15 protein-coding genes are annotated in these 15683 nt (G+C 66.9%); 7 read left to right on the top strand and 8 right to left on the bottom strand.

What is annotated here, in order from left to right; all coding sequences use genetic code 11:
* Positions 1-126 precede the first annotated feature (126 nt).
* The 3 genes from AC1DKD_RS27880 to AC1DKD_RS27870 all read left to right on the top strand — a co-directional run bounded on the left by AC1DKD_RS27880 (position 127) and on the right by AC1DKD_RS27870 (position 2477).
* Positions 127-915, top strand: a complete 789-nt coding sequence (locus AC1DKD_RS27880; RefSeq protein ID WP_035859428.1) for an SDR family oxidoreductase — start codon at positions 127-129, stop codon at positions 913-915.
* 99 nt (positions 916-1014) lie between these two features.
* The gene (locus tag AC1DKD_RS27875) at positions 1015-1416 is read left to right on the top strand and encodes a methylglyoxal synthase (RefSeq protein WP_441632129.1); all 402 of its coding nucleotides are present in this window, start codon (positions 1015-1017) and stop codon (positions 1414-1416) included.
* Between the two features lie 86 nt (positions 1417-1502).
* The gene (locus AC1DKD_RS27870; protein ID WP_441632127.1) at positions 1503-2477 is read left to right on the top strand and encodes a quinone oxidoreductase family protein; all 975 of its coding nucleotides are present in this window, start codon (positions 1503-1505) and stop codon (positions 2475-2477) included.
* 10 nt (positions 2478-2487) lie between these two features.
* Here the strand turns inward: AC1DKD_RS27870 and AC1DKD_RS27865 are convergent, their stop codons facing one another.
* From AC1DKD_RS27865 to AC1DKD_RS27840, 6 genes are all read right to left on the bottom strand, one after another.
* The gene (locus AC1DKD_RS27865) at positions 2488-2781 is read right to left on the bottom strand and encodes a YkvA family protein (protein ID WP_045238646.1); all 294 of its coding nucleotides are present in this window, start codon (positions 2779-2781) and stop codon (positions 2488-2490) included.
* Positions 2782-2993: 212 nt separating this feature from the next.
* The gene (locus AC1DKD_RS27860; RefSeq protein ID WP_477143956.1) at positions 2994-4139 is read right to left on the bottom strand and encodes a BMP family ABC transporter substrate-binding protein; all 1146 of its coding nucleotides are present in this window, start codon (positions 4137-4139) and stop codon (positions 2994-2996) included.
* Between the two features lie 156 nt (positions 4140-4295).
* Positions 4296-5216 carry an ABC transporter permease gene (locus tag AC1DKD_RS27855; RefSeq protein WP_045238644.1) on the bottom strand — a complete coding sequence of 307 codons (921 nt, stop codon included), beginning with the start codon at positions 5214-5216 and terminating at the stop codon, positions 4296-4298.
* A gap of 16 nt (positions 5217-5232) precedes the next feature.
* Entirely contained in the window at positions 5233-6333 is a 1101-nt protein-coding gene (locus AC1DKD_RS27850; RefSeq protein WP_441632122.1) for an ABC transporter permease, read from the bottom strand.
* A complete protein-coding gene (locus AC1DKD_RS27845) occupies positions 6326-7900 on the bottom strand; it encodes an ABC transporter ATP-binding protein (protein ID WP_477143955.1) in 1575 nt (524 codons plus the stop codon). Before AC1DKD_RS27845 ends, AC1DKD_RS27850 begins: the two co-directional genes overlap by 8 nt.
* 408 nt (positions 7901-8308) lie before the next feature.
* The gene (locus AC1DKD_RS27840) at positions 8309-9238 is read right to left on the bottom strand and encodes a pirin family protein (RefSeq protein WP_441632118.1); all 930 of its coding nucleotides are present in this window, start codon (positions 9236-9238) and stop codon (positions 8309-8311) included.
* A gap of 680 nt (positions 9239-9918) precedes the next feature.
* On the opposite strand from AC1DKD_RS27840, the gene AC1DKD_RS27835 reads away from it, so the two are divergent.
* From AC1DKD_RS27835 to AC1DKD_RS27820, 4 genes are all read left to right on the top strand, one after another.
* Positions 9919-10635, top strand: coding sequence for an ABC transporter permease (locus AC1DKD_RS27835; protein ID WP_441632116.1), 717 nt, complete (start codon positions 9919-9921; stop codon positions 10633-10635).
* 80 nt (positions 10636-10715) lie between these two features.
* Entirely contained in the window at positions 10716-11600 is an 885-nt protein-coding gene (locus AC1DKD_RS27830; protein WP_441632139.1) for a glycine betaine ABC transporter substrate-binding protein, read from the top strand.
* 10 nt (positions 11601-11610) lie between these two features.
* Positions 11611-12258: an ABC transporter permease gene (locus AC1DKD_RS27825; protein ID WP_441632114.1), complete on the top strand. Its 648-nt coding sequence runs from the start codon at positions 11611-11613 to the stop codon at positions 12256-12258.
* 2 nt (positions 12259-12260) lie between these two features.
* Positions 12261-13436: an osmoprotectant ABC transporter ATP-binding protein OsmV gene (locus AC1DKD_RS27820; protein ID WP_441632112.1), complete on the top strand. Its 1176-nt coding sequence runs from the start codon at positions 12261-12263 to the stop codon at positions 13434-13436.
* Positions 13437-13504: 68 nt separating this feature from the next.
* Here the strand turns inward: AC1DKD_RS27820 and AC1DKD_RS27815 are convergent, their stop codons facing one another.
* Together AC1DKD_RS27815 and AC1DKD_RS27810 are read right to left on the bottom strand one after the other, a co-directional pair.
* The gene (locus tag AC1DKD_RS27815; RefSeq protein ID WP_477143954.1) at positions 13505-15082 is read right to left on the bottom strand and encodes an aldehyde dehydrogenase (NADP(+)); all 1578 of its coding nucleotides are present in this window, start codon (positions 15080-15082) and stop codon (positions 13505-13507) included.
* A gap of 292 nt (positions 15083-15374) precedes the next feature.
* A partial coding sequence (locus AC1DKD_RS27810) for a FadR/GntR family transcriptional regulator (RefSeq protein ID WP_477143953.1) occupies positions 15375-15683 on the bottom strand: 309 nt, incomplete at its 5' end.

The raw sequence follows: 15683 nt of genomic DNA, 5'->3' as shown, positions 1-15683 counted from the left end.
CATTGGTGATGGGCGGGATATATTTACTGTCGGCGCGCCCCGGAGCCAAGGGGCGCGGCGGTGCGAAGGGCACGCAGGATAACAAGCAGGCGGGTGGCCGCCTCGATGACACAAGGAGTCGATGAGATGGATCTAGGATTGCGCGGCAAGCATGCGCTGGTGTGCGGCGCCAGCAAGGGTCTCGGTTTCGCCTGCGCCGATGCGCTGGCTGCCGAAGGCGTGGACGTGGTGATCGTGGCGCGCGGCGCCGAGGCGCTGGAAAAGGCGGCGGCGGACCTGCGCGCGCGCCACGGCCGGCGCGTGGTGCCTGTCGCCACCGACATCACCACCCCGGCGGGGCGCAAGCTGGCGCTGGACGCCGTCGCCAAGCTGGGCGACCTGGACATCCTCGTCAACAACGCGGGCGGGCCGCCGCCGGGCAACTTCCGCGACTGGGACCGTGATACCTGGCTGGCAGCGATCGATGCCAATATGCTGACGCCGATCGAACTGATCAAGGCCACTGTGGATGGCATGATCGCGCGCAAATGGGGCCGCATCATCAATATCACCAGCGGTGCCGTCAAGGCGCCGATCGACGTGCTCGGGCTGTCCAACGGCGCACGCTCCGGCCTGACCGGCTTCGTCGCCGGGCTGGCGCGCGAAGTGGCGCAGCATGGCGTGACCGTCAACAACCTGCTGCCCGGCCCGTTCAATACCGACCGCCTCTACAAGACCATGGAAGGCGGCGCCAAGCAGGCCGGCCTGTCCATCGAGGAAGTCGCGCAGCGCCGCGCCGCGTTGAACCCGAGCCGCCGCTTCGGCGAGCCGGCCGAGTTCGGCGCCACCTGCGCCTTCCTGTGCAGCCGCCAGGCGGCCTACATGACCGGGCAGAACGTCCTGCTCGACGGCGGCGCTTACCCCGGCACGTTCTGAGCGCCTGCCCCCCTCCGGGCGGTGGCAGTGCCGCCGCCCGGCGTGTTTCCCGCCGGGCCGCACCGGCCCGACCTTTGCTGACTGGCCAGGATGACGCCGATGACTCCCCCCCGTATCGCGCTGATCGCGCACGACCACAAGAAAGATGACATCGTGGCCTTTGCCGGCCGCCATCGCGATTTCCTGTCGCGTTGTGAACTGTTGGCAACCGGCACCACGGGCGGCCGGCTGAGCGACGAAATCGGCCTCACGGTGACGCGCATGCTGTCCGGCCCCTGGGGCGGCGACCTGCAGATCGGCGCGCAACTGGCCGAGGGCCGCGTCGGCGTGGTGATCTTCCTGCGCGATCCGATGACGCCACAGCCGCACGAACCCGATATCAATGCACTGGTGCGCGCCTGCGACGTGCACAACGTGCCTTGCGCCACCAACGTGGCGACCGCCGACCTGTTGATCGCGGAGTTGCGGCGTCTATACCCGGAGCCGGGCAAGCCGGCCTGATCGTTTCCGCGCGTACCGCGCATGACATCGTTTGCCGATGCGCATCGATACGCATCGACAAGCATCAACAGGAACAGGAGCGAGACATGAGCAAAGCCATCCGCATTTTCGAGACCGGCGGCCCCGAGGTGATGCAGTGGGTCGACGTCGAGGTCGGGGATCCCGGCCCCGGCGAGGTCCGCGTGCGGCACGAGGCGGTCGGCCTCAACTACATCGACGTTTACTTCCGCACCGGGCTGTACAAGCAGGCGCTGCCGGGCGGACTCGGCATGGAAGGCGCCGGCGTGGTGGAGGCCGTGGGCGATGGCGTGCCGCACCTCGGCGTGGGTGACCGTGTCGCCTATGCCGGCCGCCCGACGGGCGCCTATGCGCAGGTACGGGTGATGCCTGCCGATATCGTGGTGCGCCTGCCCGATGCCATCTCGTTCGAGCAGGGCGCGGCGATGATGCTGCAAGGCCTGACCACGCAATACCTGGTGCGCGACAGCTACCGGGTGCAGCCGGGCGATACGGTGCTGCTGCACGCCGCCGCGGGCGGGGTTGGCCTGATCGCCAGCCAGTGGCTCAAGGCGCTGGGCGCCACGGTGATCGGCACCGCCGGCAGTGACGAAAAAGCCGCGCTGGCGCGCGCGCATGGCTGCGACCACACCATCGTCTATACCCGCGAATCGTTCGTGGACAGGGTCAGGGAAATCACCGGCGGCAAAGGCGTCGCGGCGGTCTACGATTCAGTCGGAAAGGATACCTTCAATGGCTCGCTGGATTGTCTGAAGCCGCGCGGCACCCTGGTGGTGTTCGGCAATGCATCGGGTCCGGTGCCGCCGTTCGATCTCTCGTTGCTGGGCAACAAAGGCTCGCTGCGCGTCACGCGGCCGACGCTGATGACTTACGTGGTGCACCGCGAACTGCTCGAGCCGATGGCGGCCGAACTGTTCGAAATGGTGACCAGCGGCCGGGTCCGGATCGAGGTGCGCCAGCGCTATGCGCTGGCGGATGTGGCACAGGCGCATCGCGATCTCGAAGGCCGCAAGACCACCGGCACCACGATCCTGCTGCCCTGAGCAGCGCGCGCTAGCGGGCGCGCACCGTAGTGGCGCCGGCGCGCGCCTCGGCCTGCCGCAGCACATGCGGCGGCAGGCGCTTGAGCATGAAGTGCACCGCCAGCGGAATCAGCACCACGTCGTCCACGATGCCCAGGCCAAGGATAAAGTCGGGAATCAGGTCGATGGGTGAAATGGCGTAGAGCACCAGGCCGAACGTGGCCGGCCGCAGCCAGGGCGGTGCGTCGGGATGGCGCAGCGCGAACCACAGCAGGCGGCCGTCGCGCCGCAGCAGCGTCCACAGTGCTGAAAATCGTTTCCACATGAGAAGCCTCCTTCGCTTTGCACTTGCAGCGTGGCCAGGTCGGGCCACTCGCAGATAGCTTGGGCCAATCCACGGGGCTTCAAGTTCCGTAGGGGGAGTCCGGGCAGAGGAGGACTACGAGGAGGAGCGGCGGGGCCTGGCAGGCGACCCGCCGCTGTACCGGCATTCCCGCGGGTGCGGGATGCCGGTACAGCTTGAACCGGTGCTGACGTTCAGCCCGGGATCTTGCCTTCCACGCCTTCGACGTAGAACTTGATGCCATGCAGGAAGCCATCGTCGGCGACCTGGTCCTTGGTCAGCTGCTCCTTGCCGGTGTTGTCCTTGAGCGGACCMTTCCAGATCGGCGCGGAACCGTCGGCCACGCCCTTCTTGCGCTCTTCCACCAGTGCCTTGACGTCATCCGGCACCACGGCGTTGAAGCCCTTCAGGTCGATCATGCCTTCCTTCAGGCCCCACCACGTGGTGCTGTTTTTCCACTGGTTGGCCAGCACGTCGCCCACCACCTTGTTGTAGTAGACGCCCCACGAAATCACCGAGGCGGCCAGGTGGGCCTTCTCGCCGAACTTGCTCATGTCGCTGTCCCAGCCGAAGGCGTACACGCCCTTTTCCTGCGCGGTCTGTACCACGGCGGCGGAGTCGGTGTTCTGCATCAGCATGTCCACGCCCTGGCCGATCAGCGTGGTGGCGGCTTCGCGCTCCTTGCCCGGATCGAACCACTTGTTCACCCACACCACCTTGACGGTCGCCTTGGGATTCACGCTGCGCGCGCCCAGGGTGAACGAGTCGATATTGCGGATCACCTCGGGGATGGGCACCGATGCCACCACGCCCATCTTGCCGGTCTTGCTCATCTTGCCGGCTACCACGCCGGCCAGGTAAGCGCCTTCATAGGTGCGTACGTCGTACTGCGCCAGGTTGTCCGCGGTCTTGAAGCCGGTGGCGTGCTCGAACTTCACGTCCGGGAATTCCTTGGCCACCTTGAGCATCGACTCCATGTAGCCGAAGGTCGTGCCGAAGATGAGCTTGTTGCCTTGCGCGGCGAGGTCGCGGAACACGCGTTCCGCATCGGCGGCGGATTCCGGCACGTTCTCGACGAAGGTGGTCTTCACCTTGTCGCCGTACTTTTCTTCGACGGCCTTGCGTCCTGCGTCATGGGCGTAGGTCCAGCCCGCGTCGCCGACCGGTCCGATGTAGACGAAGGCAACCTTCAGCGGTTCGGCCTTCTGCTCGGCGGCGGGGGCCGAAGCCGGGGCGGCGCTTTCCGCAGGCTTTTCGGCTTCCTTCTTGCCGCAGCCCGCGATAGCCAGCACGGCGGTGGCGGCCAATGCGGCGAGGGTTTTCCTGYGCGTGACGATCATGATTTCTCCTTGTGATGACCTGGGTACTGATTCTTTGATTAAGGTTGCAACTGTGGCTCTGGTAACGAGGGTTTTCAGCGTGAGGTCTCTGGCGGACTTCTGAAAATCGGGCAATGCGGCGCGGCCCGGCAAGGCGCCGGGCCGCAATCGCAACGGTCAGGCAACACCCGGGCGGAAGGGTTTGCCCAGCGAGGCCGGCATGTTCAGGCGGATCCACGCCGGATTGCGCGAGATCAGCGCCAGCACGACGATGGTGGCCGCATAGGGCAGCATCGACAGTATCTGCGACGGCATCGACACACCGATCCCTTGCAGGTAGAACTGCAGGATGGTGACGCCGCCGAACAGCCACGCCCCGGCCCATACGCGGCCGGGTCGCCAGGTGGCGAAGGTGGTCAGCGCCAGCGCGATCCAGCCGCGCCCTGCCACCAGGTTCTCCACCCACATCGGCGTGTACACCAGAGACAGGTAGGCTCCGGCCAGCCCGCAGCAGGCACCGCCGAACAGCAGCGCGCCAAAGCGGATCAGCCGCACGGGATAGCCCAGCGCGTGCGCCGATTCCGGCGATTCGCCGATCGCGCGCAGGGTCAGCCCGGCGCGCGTGCGGAACAGGAACCACATGATGGCGCCGCACAGGAACAGGCTGAAATACACCATCCAGTGCTGCTGGAAGAAGGCCGGGCCGAAGAACGGGATATCAGCCAGGAAAGGAATCGACCTGGCCTGCGACGGCATGGCGAAGCCGACGAAGCGCTGGCCCATGAAGGCCGACAGCCCGGTGCCGAAGATCGACAGCGCCAGGCCGGTGGCCACTTGGTTGGTGGCCAGCACCAGCGCCAGCCACGAGAACAGCGTGGCCATCAGCATGCCGGCGAGCGCGCCGGCGGCAAAGCCGAGCATCGGCGACTGCGTCTGGTAGCCGACCATGAAGCCGAATGCGGCGGCCACCAGCATCATGCCTTCGGCGCCCAGGTTGAGCACGCCGGAGCGTTCGTTGATCAGCAGGCCGAGCGCGGCCAGCAGCAGGGGTGTGCCGGCGTTGATCGCCGTGGCGATAAGAGGGGCGAATTGTTCCATATCGTGTGGGCTCCGCTCAGGCGGCCTTGGCGCGCCAGCGCAGGCGGTTGTCGATCAGCGTATCGCTGGCCAGCAGGAAGAACAGCAGCATGCCCTGGAACACCGAGCCGATCGCCGAAGGCAGGCCCAGCCGGGACTGGGCCATTTCGCCGCCGATATAGAACAGCGACATGACGATGCCCCCGAATACGGTGCCCACCGGATGCAGGCGGCCGACGAAGGCGACGATGATCGCGGTGAAGCCGTAGCCGGGCGAGATCGACGGCAGCAACTGCCCGATCGGGCCGGTCACTTCGAAGGCGCCCGCCAGGCCGGCGGTGCCGCCCGAGATCATCAGCGCGCTCCACAGCGAACGGCGCGCCGAGAAGCCCGCATAGCGCGCCGCCGCCGGCGCGGTGCCGCCCACCTGCAGCCGGTAGCCCGCGAAGCTGCGGAAGATGAAGACGGTCATCACCGCCACCAGCACCAGCATCACCGCAAAGCCCGCGTGCAGGCGCGAGCCCGACAGCAGGTTGGGCAGCAGGAATTCGCTGGAGAACACCTTGGACTGCGGGAAGTTCATGCCGTTGGGATCCTTCAGCGGACCATTGACCACGTACAGCATCAGCTGCTGCGCGATATAGGTCAGCATCAGCGACACCAGGATCTCGTTGGCGTTGAACTTGTCCTTGAGCGCCGCGGTGATCGATGCCCAGAACATGCCGCCGACCACGCCGGCCAGCGAAGCCAGCACCAGCACCACGGAGCCGTTGACGCCATTGCCGGGCACGTCGAAGTACAGCACCGTGGCGCCGGCGAAAATGCCGCCGAGGATCAACTGGCCGTCGGCGCCGATGTTCCAGATATTGGCGCGGTAGCACACGGAAAGGCCGAGCGCGCAAAGCACCAGCGGTACGGTCTTGAGCAGCACCTCGCCGATGGCGCGGCGGTCCTTGAGCGGATCGACCAGGAAGACCTTGAGCGCGGCCACCGGATCCTTGCCGAGCAGCAGGAAGAGCAGGGCGCCGAAGGCGAGCGTCAGCGCCAGCGCAATGAAAGGGGAAGCGTAGGCCATGCGCCGCGAGGGCAGCCCGCGCGGCGCCAGCGACACGGGCGAGCGAAACAGGAAATCAGCCATGGAGCGCGGCCTCCTGTTGTTCGCGACGGCCGCCTGGCCCGCCTTCCCACAAGCCGCTCATCCACAGCCCGACCTGTTCGCGCGTGGCGTCCTGGGTGGGGATCGACGGCGATAGCCGGCCCTTGGCGATCACGTGCAGGCGATCGCAGATGGCGAACAGTTCGTCCAGTTCCTCGGACACCACCAGCAAGGCGCAGCCGGTGGCCTTGAGCGCCAGCAACTCGTTGTGGATCTGCGCCGCGGCGCCAACGTCCACGCCCCAGGTCGGCTGGGCCACGATCAACACCTTGGGGCCGCTCTCTATCTCGCGGCCAACGATGAATTTCTGCAGGTTGCCGCCCGACAGGCTCTTGGCCAGCGCGTCCGGCCCGCTTGCCTTGACGCGAAAGCGGCCGATCACGGCTTGCGCCAGCCCGGCCGCCGCCCTGGGCGATATCATGCCGCGCAGCACATAGGGCGCGGACTGGTGCGAGAGCAGGATATTGGCCGCCAGGCTCATGCCYGGGACGGCGCCGCGGCCCAGGCGCTCTTCCGGCACGAAGGCCAGGCCGGCGCGGCGGCGCTGGCGAGCGTCCAGCCTGCCCACCGGCTTGCCGTCCAGCGCGATGGCGTTGCGTTCCGCGCGGACGTCCTCGCCCGACAGCGCCGCCAGCAATTCCTGCTGGCCGTTGCCGGACACACCGGCGATGCCGACGATTTCGCCGGCATGCAGATCCAGCGAGATGCCGGACAGCTCCGTGGCGAAGGCATGCGCGCGCGGCAGGGACAGTTCGCGCACCGCGAGCCGGCACGCGCCGGGTTCCGTCTGCACGCGCGCTTCGCGCGGCGGCTCGCCGCCGATCATCAGGCGCGACAGCGAAGCCGCGCTCTCCTGGCGCGGATCGCACACGCCGGTGACACGGCCCATGCGCATCACGGTGGCGCTATGGCAAAGCTCGCGGATCTCGTCGAGCTTGTGGCTGATGTAGAGGATGCTGGTGCCTTCCGCGGCGAGCTGGCGCAGCGTGACGAACAGCGTCTGCACCGCCTGCGGCGTCAGCACGGAAGTGGGCTCGTCCAGGATCAGCAGCTGCGGTTTTGCCAGCAGCGCGCGCACGATCTCCACGCGCTGGCGCTCGCCCACCGACAAGGTGTGCACATGGCGGTTGGGCTCCAGCGGCAGGCCGTAACGCTCCGCCGTTTCGCGGATCTGCTCGGCCAGCTGCTTCATGTTGGTGGCGCCGGCGGCCTTGCTTGCCCTGGGCAGGCCGAGCGCGATGTTCTCGGTGACGGTCAGCGTATCGAACAGCGAGAAGTGCTGGAACACCATGGCGATGCCCAGGTTGCGGGCGTCGTGCGGATTGTGGATGGCGGCGGGCGCACCGTTGAAGTGCATATCGCCGGCGTCGGGTTTGACCGCGCCAAAGATGATCTTCATCAGSGTGGACTTGCCRGCRCCGTTYTCGCCGAGCASGGCGTGGATTTCRCCGGGGGCGACGACGAGGGACACATCGTCGTTGGCGGTCACGCCGGGGTAGCGCTTGCTGATATGGGCAAGCGCCAGCCTTGGGGTTGTACTTAAGGTCACTGAGGCGGCTCGAGTTGTTATGGCAGCAACGTGGATCAATGTTCGTATCGGGCAGCACCTCCTGCAGTGCGTGGGGCAGGATCGCCGTTACGCATTGCAGCAACCATCACTGGCTGGTGATGCCGTTTATTAACCGTGGATTATATAAGTGTGCGGGGTTCGGACGGCCTGTCCAGGACAGTTTTCTCGGCCCCGCAATGGATACAGGCAGGTTGCAAGTCGCATGCCGGGCACATGGCGCGGCCGGGCTGCCGCCTCTGGGGCGGAAGGTGGACAACATGGCCCGCAAGCGGCGCAATCGGGAGAGGCTGGGGGGAAGACGAGGGAAGCGGGGAGGCGCGGCAGCGGCCGGAGCAGGGCGCTCCGGCGCATGGTCCGCCGGGGGCGGCCCCGGCGGTAACTGGCGCGTCAGGCGCCTTTGCCGACCGCGATCTGGTTGAAGCGGCCTTCGCGGAAATCCGCCAGCGTCTGATAGATCTGCTCCTGGGTGTTCATCACGAACGGCCCATATTGCACGATCGGCTCGCCCAGCGGCCGGCCCGCGATCAGCAGGAAGCGCGCATCGGCGCTGGCGCTGACCGTCACGCCGTCCGCGCCTGCCGGGTTGTCCAGCACGCCCATGCGCTGCGCTTCCAGCACGGCCGCGTTGTCTCCCGCGCCGACCGCGATCTCGCCGCGGTAGACGTACAGGAAGGCGTTATGCCCGGCCGGCAGCACCTGGGAGAAGCGCTGCCCGGCGGGCAGCGTCACGTCCAGGTAGAGCGGTTCCGTGACCGGACGCGTCACCGCACCTGCCACGCCGTGCGAAGCCCCTGCCAGCACCCGTACCGTGGCGCCATCCGGCAGTGCCACGGTGGGCACGGCGGCGGCTGGCAGATCGCGGTACCACGGCGCCGTCATCTTGTCGGCGGCGGGCAGGTTCAGCCACAGCTGGAAGCCTTCCATGCGGCCGTCCTCCTGCTCGGGCATCTCCGAATGCACCACGCCGGCGCCGGCCACCATCCACTGGGCACCGCCGTTTTCCAGCAGGCCCTCGTTGCCGGCGCTGTCGCGATGGCGCATGCGGCCGGCCAGCATATAGGTGATGGTTTCGAAGCCGCGATGCGGGTGATCGGGGAAGCCGCCGATGTAGTCGTCGCGGCTATCGGTGCCGAAGGCGTCCAGCATCAGGAACGGGTCCAGCCGGCGCTGCAGGTTCTGCGTGAGCACGCGCGTGAGTTTGACGCCGGCGCCATCCGAGGTGGCGATGCCCCGCACCACGCGGTCGACCGCGCGCGAGCGCTGCACGGTCTCCACGGCGGTGGCCGGGACGATGGGGGCGGTAGTGCGTTGTTCCATGATGAATCTCCTGTTGGCGGGGCTGGCGGCAATGGTGCCCGAGCCCGTTGGCTACCCTCCCAATTTAAGGGTTTGGGCCAAAACCGGTAGAGGGCATCCGGACAACAGATTGTTCTGCCAATGGCACGATCGGAGGTCATTGGTAGATCAATTCTGGAACAGCGCGAGCCTCGCGGAGATATTGGACGAAGGCTGATAAACGCGGGCAGAAAGCGGTGTGGAAACGAGATGATGACAAGATCGGTGTAAATGGGTATAATAGCGCTCTCGTTGTCATCCGATGCCGCGTAATTATCTCGGGTTGGCAGGGTCCGGGCAAGCGTCTTAACCAGCTTGCAACCCGCCCAAGCCACCCGTGTGCGGCACCGGCCGATTGATCCGGCGGCGCGTCGGAACCACCAAATTTGCGCTGCCACTGGCCTCCCGTTTCTGCACCTTGCAGCGGGTTGCGCCGCTCCAGGGATCCCAGCCTTCACTGGCATGGCGTCCCGTCAATTGGGTTTCCCGCCTCCGCGCGTGGAACCCGGCGCCCGTCCACCGGCTCATCTGCCGGTCATGGCGGGCAAGGCAATCTAGTCAGGGCCGGCGGCCCCCATTGCACCCGCCCGTGCCCATTTGTTCGTCCGTCAATCCGGATGTGGCTCTTCATGCCCACATGCGGCATGCGGAGAGAGGGGAATATGTCCAAGCAATCCAAGCAGGCACTGGCCTGGGGATGTTTCGCGCTCGCCGCGCTGGCCGGTCTGGTCGCGTGGATCGGTGTCGACGTCATCCGGCAGTACGAGGACCGCCTGTGGTACGACGCGGCCGACCACCTGCGCCTGGTGGCGTGGTCGATGGCGCTGGCCCTGGCCACCGGGATTCCGGCCGGCATCGGCCTGAGCCGGCCCTGCATGCGACGCTGGGCCGATCGCCTGATGCAAGTCTTCAATATCGGCAACACCGTGCCGTCGCTGGCAGTGCTGGCGCTTGCCCTGGCTGTGCTCGGCATTGGCGAGCGGCCCGCCATCCTGGCGCTCTGGCTGGCCTCGCTGCTGCCGATCGTGCGCAATACCTGCGAGGGTCTGCGCGGCGTGTCGCCGGCATTGACCGAGGCCGCGCGCGGCCTTGGCATGACCTCGATGCAGCGCCTGTTCCGGGTCGAATTGCCCAATGCGCTGCCGGTGATCCTGGCGGGCGTGCGTATCAGCCTGGTGATCAATGTCGGGACGGTGCCGCTGTCCTTCCTGATCGGCGCCAACAGCCTGGGCGAACTGATCTTCCCCGGCATCTACCTGAACAATCAGCCTTTGCTGCTGCTGGGCGCCGCGGCCACCGCGCTGCTGGCGCTTGCCCTCGACGGCCTGTTCGCCGCCGCCGGCTACTGCTACCTGCGCCGCCGCGGGCTGGCGCGCTGATGCGCGCACCGAACATGAAGGAGAACCCGATGCATTTCATCACAAGCGCGCTGGCCCGCGCGGCCCGCGGCCAGGCACGCATGCTGGCAAGTCTCGCCGTGCTCGCCGCACTGGCAGCCCTGGCGCTGCCGGCGCATGCCGATCCCGTTCGTGTAGGCGGCAAGAACTTCACCGAGCAGCTGATCCTGTCGTCGATGACGTCCCAGTACCTGCAGGCCAAAGGCCTTGCCACCGAGCTGACTTCCGGCCTGGGCAGCACGCTGATGCGCCAGGCCATGGAAAGCGGCCAGCTCGACGTGGTGTGGGATTACACCGGCACGGCGCTGATCGTGTTCAACAAGGTCGAGGAAAAGCTCGAAGCCAGGGAAAGCTACGAGCGCGTCAGGACGCTGGACGCCGCCCGCGGCCTGATGTGGCTCGACGCCTCGGGCATCAACAACACCTATGCGCTGGCGATGCCGCGCAAGCGCGCCGAAGCCGCCGGCGTGACCACGCTGTCGGCCTTCGCCGGGAAGATGCAGGCCGCCGCGGAAGGCACCGCGCATCCGTTCGCGGTCGACATGGAATTCGCCGCGCGCCCCGACGGCCTGGAGCCGCTCAAGACGCTCTACAAGCTGCCGTTCTCGCGGCGTGACGTGATCCAGCTCGATCCCGGCCTGGTCTATACGGCGCTGAAGAACGACCAGGTGGAGCTCGGCCTGGTGTACACCACCGATGGCCGCGTCAAGGGCTTCGACCTCGTGCTGCTGGAGGACGACCAGCACTTCTTCCCCGCATACAACGCCGTGCCCGTTGTGCGCAAGGCGACGCTGGACAAGCATCCCGAGATCGCGGGCCTGCTCAATGCGCTGTCGGCCAAGCTCGACAACGAGGCCATGACCGAGATGAACTACAAGGTCGATATCGGCCAGCAGCCGGTCGACAAGGTGGCGCAGGAATTCCTGCGCGGCCACGGCCTGATCTGAGGAGGGTCGCATGGAATTGCTGACTTACCTTCAACATAGCTGGCCAACATTGCTCAAGCTAACCGGACAGCATCTGGCGCTGGTGGGCTCCGCGGTGGGGCTGGCTATCGTGGTGGGCGTGCCGCTGGGCATCCTGTGCGCGCGCTTCCGCTTCCTCGCCACGCCGCTGCTGACGCTGGCCACCATCGTGCTGACCCTGCCGTCGATCGCGCTGTTCGGCCTGATGATCCCGATCTTCGCCCGCTTCGGCCACGCGCTCGGCTATGTGCCGGCGGTGACTGCGGTGTTTCTCTATTCGCTGCTGCCGATCATGCGCAATACCTGCGTGGCGCTTGCCAACGTCGACGACGGCATCCAGGAAGCCGGCCGCGGCATCGGCATGACCACCTGGCAGCGCATGCGGCTGGTGGACCTGCCGCTGGCCGTGCCCGTCATCCTCGGCGGCGTGCGTACCGCCGTGGTGATGAACATCGGCGTGGCCACCATCGCCGCCATCATCGGCGCGGGTGGCCTTGGGGTGCTGATCCTGCAAGCGATCAGCCAGAGCAACATGAGCAAGCTGGCGATCGGCGCGGTGCTGGTCAGCGTGCTCGCCATCGTGGCCGATGCCTGCCTGCAGTGGTTGCAGCGGGCGCTGACACCGAAAGGAATTCGCTGAACATGATTGAACTCGAACAACTCACCAAGACCTTCAGGCAAAAGGATGGCGCGGAAGTACGCGCCGTCGATGCCGTTTCGCTCACGGTGCCCAAGGGCGAGATTTGCGTCTTCCTCGGTCCCTCTGGCTGCGGCAAGACCACCACGCTCAAGATGATCAACCGCCTGATCCAGCCCAGCTCCGGCCGCGTCCTGATCGACGGCGAGGACACCACCCGCGTGGACGAAGTCACGCTGCGCCGCAAGATCGGCTACGTGATCCAGCAGATCGGCCTGTTCCCGAACATGACCATCGAGGAGAACATCATGGTCGTGCCGCGCCTGCTGGGCTGGGACAAGAAGCGCTGCCGCGAGCGCGCGCGCGAACTGATGTCGATGGTGCAACTCGATCCCGACAAGATGCTCACGCGCTATCCGCGGGAATTGTCGGGCGGCCAGCAGCAGCGCATCGGCGTGATCCGCGCGCTCGCGGCGGATGCGCCCGTGTTGCTGATGGACGAACCCTTCGGCGCCGTCGACCCGATCAATCGCGAGAGCATCCAGAACGAGTTCTTCCAGATGCAGCGCCAGCTCGGCAAGACCGTGATCATGGTTTCGCACGACATCGACGAGGCCATCAAGCTGGGCGACCGCGTGGCCGTATTCCGCGGCGGCAAGCTGGTGCAATTCGACCATCCCGACGCACTGCTGGCGCGTCCGGCCGACGATTTCGTGCAGGCCTTCATCGGCCACGACAATACGCTCAAGCGCCTGTTGCTGGTGCGCGCCGGCGATGCCGCCACCATGGCGCAGACCTGCAGCCCGGACATGCCGCTGGCGCAGGCTTTCGGCATCATGGACGACGCCGATGTGCGCCACCTGCCGGTGGTGGACGAGACGCAGCGCGCGCTGGGCTACGTCACGCGGCGCGACGCGCGCACGGGGCAAGGGGTGTGCGCGAATGCGATGCGGCCGTTCATGGCGACCGCCGCGTTCGACGAGCACCTGCGCATCGTGCTTTCGCGCATGTACCAGCACAACACGAGCTGGCTGCCGGTGGTGGATGCCGATGGTGTCTATCTTGGCGAAGTCACGCAGGAATCGATTGCCGACTATCTCAGCTCGGGCCGCTCTCGCGGTAACGCGCCGGTGATCCAGCCGCCGCAGTCGCCGGCCGCGATCGAGCGTATTGCAGCGTAGGCAACGCGTGCCGCGCGAAATGGAAAAGGGCCGGGATTACCGGCCCTTTTTTACGGCTGTGCGTAATGTCAGTCGCGCGCCAGTTGTCCGTCAGTGAGACGCCACGCCTTCAACGGGTTGCCGTCCTGCAGCGCCGGCGGCAGCAGTTCCGCAGGCACGTTCTGATAGCACACGGGGCGCAGGAAGCGCTCGATCGCGGAAGCGCCGACCGAGGTGGCGCGCGTATCCGACGTGGCGGGGAAGGGGCCGCCATGCACCATCGCATAGGACACTTCCACCCCGGTCGGATAGCCATTGAACAGCACGCGCCCAGCCTTGYGCTCCAGCACCGTCAGCAGGCTGCCGGCGTCGGCGCGGTCACCCGCATCCGCTTGCACGGTGGCGGTAAGCTGGCCTTCGAGCCGGCGTGCCACCGCCAGCATTTCCTCGTGGTCGCGGCACACGACCAGTACCGAGGACGGGCCAAATACTTCGGCTTCCATGCGATGGTCTGCGAGGAAGCGTTCAGCCGTGGTTTCGAACAGCGCAGGGCGGGCCTGGTTGGGGCCGCTCGCTGGCTTGCCGCTGCCGATGCGGCGCAGTCCTTCGATGTCGCCGAGCTGGGCCACGCCGTTGTCGTAAGCCTGGCAGATGCCGGGCGTCAGCATGGTGGCGGCGGCTTTCTCCGCCAGCGCCGCAATCGCGCCCTGGCGGAACCCATCCAGCGCCGGGCTTTCCACGGCCAGCAACAGGCCGGGGTTGGTGCAGAACTGGCCCACGCCCATCACCAGCGAATCCACCAGGTTGCGCGCGATCTCCGCGCCGCGGGCGGCCAGCGCCGCCGGCAGCAGGAACACCGGGTTGATGCTGCTCATCTCCGCATAGACGGGGATCGGCTGGGGCCGGCTGTTGGCCGTCTGCACCAGCGCCAGGCCGCCGCTGCGCGAGCCGGTAAAGCCCACTGCCTGGATCGAAGGATGCGCCACCAGGGCCGTACCGACGGCAACGCCCGCGCCGACCAGCAGCGAGAACACGCCTTCGGGCAGCCCGGTGTCCGCCACGGCCTTCTGGATCACGCGGCCGACCAGCTCGGAGGTGCCGAGGTGGGCCGAATGCGCTTTCACGATGACCGGGCAGCCCGCAGCCAGCGCCGACGCGGTATCGCCGCCCGCCACCGAGAACGCCAGCGGGAAGTTGCTGGCGCCGAATACCGCTACCGGCCCGATAGCGATCTTCTGCAGGCGCAGGTCGGGGCGCGGCGGCGTGCGCTCCGGCAGGGCGGAGTCGAGCGTGGCGGATTGCCAGCGGCCATCGCGCAGCACGCTCGCGAACAGGCGCAACTGGCCGGCGGTGCGTGCGCGTTCGCCCTGCAGGCGCGCGATCGGCAGCGCGCTTTCGGCGTGGGCGCGCTCGATCAGCGTGTCGCCCAGGGCTTCCAGGCCGTTGGCGATGGACTCCAGGAACCGCGCGCGGGTTTCCGGCGAGGTGTTCCGGTAAGTGTCGAACGCGGCTTCGGCCAGCACGCAGGCGCGCTCGGCCTCGGCGGCGCCGCCGCCATGGAATTCCGGTGCGAGCGTTTCCCCCGTGGCCGGGTTGGTGGCATGGAGGATCTTGGTGGTGCCGCGCACTGCGCTGGCGCCGATCAGCATTTCGCCGGTGATGGTCATGAGCGTTTCCTGCTTTTCAACTGCGATCAAGGATCAAGAGGGTGCCCGCGCGGCAGCGCGAGCGGGACTTCCGGGTTGTCTTGCGAGTGGCTCGCATCGATTCGAGGCACTGGCTGGCGCGACAGACGGTAGTTGCGCGGGCGCGCCCATGTGGCTCTGTGCGAACACTGCGGGGCCAGCGAGCAGCGCCAGGATCTCATCGGTTTTATTGTAAGACATCCTACAACATACAATGCGTTACTAGCAAGCAGGAAAACCCCGATTCCGTCGGGGTTCTCCAGACCACCAGTCTTTAGCTTGCTTCCACCGCCGCCGACGCCTTGCGCAGCCGCTCGCGGCTGTTGGTCAGGTGCATGCGCATGGCGGCCTTGGCGCCTTCGGGGTCGCGCCGCTCGATGGCATCGTAGATATTCTCGTGCTCGATATTGACGCGCTCGAGATATTGCTCGCGCTCCTGCGCGCTGACGTGCAGCCGGCTGCGCGGGATCACCATGGTGCCGAGATGCCCCATGATGTCGGTGAAGTAGCGATTGCCGGTAGCGCGCGCAATGACGAGGTGAAACTCGAAGTCAGCCCCCACCGAATCCTCGCCGCCGGCCGC

It is taken from the genome of Cupriavidus sp. 05T313, from assembly GCF_056396665.1.
The sequence above is the reverse complement of the archived record's forward strand: the minus strand, read 5'-3'. Positions and strand labels throughout refer to the sequence as shown.

Coding starts and splice junctions, on each gene's coding strand:
- AC1DKD_RS27880 (WP_035859428.1), top strand. CDS start 127: ATGGATCTAGGATTGCGCGGCAAGCATGCGCTGGTGTGCGGCGCCAGC.
- AC1DKD_RS27875 (WP_441632129.1), top strand. CDS start 1,015: ATGACTCCCCCCCGTATCGCGCTGATCGCGCACGACCACAAGAAAGAT.
- AC1DKD_RS27870 (WP_441632127.1), top strand. CDS start 1,503: ATGAGCAAAGCCATCCGCATTTTCGAGACCGGCGGCCCCGAGGTGATG.
- AC1DKD_RS27865 (WP_045238646.1), bottom strand. CDS start 2,781: ATGTGGAAACGATTTTCAGCACTGTGGACGCTGCTGCGGCGCGACGGC.
- AC1DKD_RS27855 (WP_045238644.1), bottom strand. CDS start 5,216: ATGGAACAATTCGCCCCTCTTATCGCCACGGCGATCAACGCCGGCACA.
- AC1DKD_RS27850 (WP_441632122.1), bottom strand. CDS start 6,333: ATGGCTGATTTCCTGTTTCGCTCGCCCGTGTCGCTGGCGCCGCGCGGG.
- AC1DKD_RS27840 (WP_441632118.1), bottom strand. CDS start 9,238: ATGGAACAACGCACTACCGCCCCCATCGTCCCGGCCACCGCCGTGGAG.
- AC1DKD_RS27835 (WP_441632116.1), top strand. CDS start 9,919: ATGTCCAAGCAATCCAAGCAGGCACTGGCCTGGGGATGTTTCGCGCTC.
- AC1DKD_RS27830 (WP_441632139.1), top strand. CDS start 10,716: ATGCTGGCAAGTCTCGCCGTGCTCGCCGCACTGGCAGCCCTGGCGCTG.
- AC1DKD_RS27825 (WP_441632114.1), top strand. CDS start 11,611: ATGGAATTGCTGACTTACCTTCAACATAGCTGGCCAACATTGCTCAAG.
- AC1DKD_RS27820 (WP_441632112.1), top strand. CDS start 12,261: ATGATTGAACTCGAACAACTCACCAAGACCTTCAGGCAAAAGGATGGC.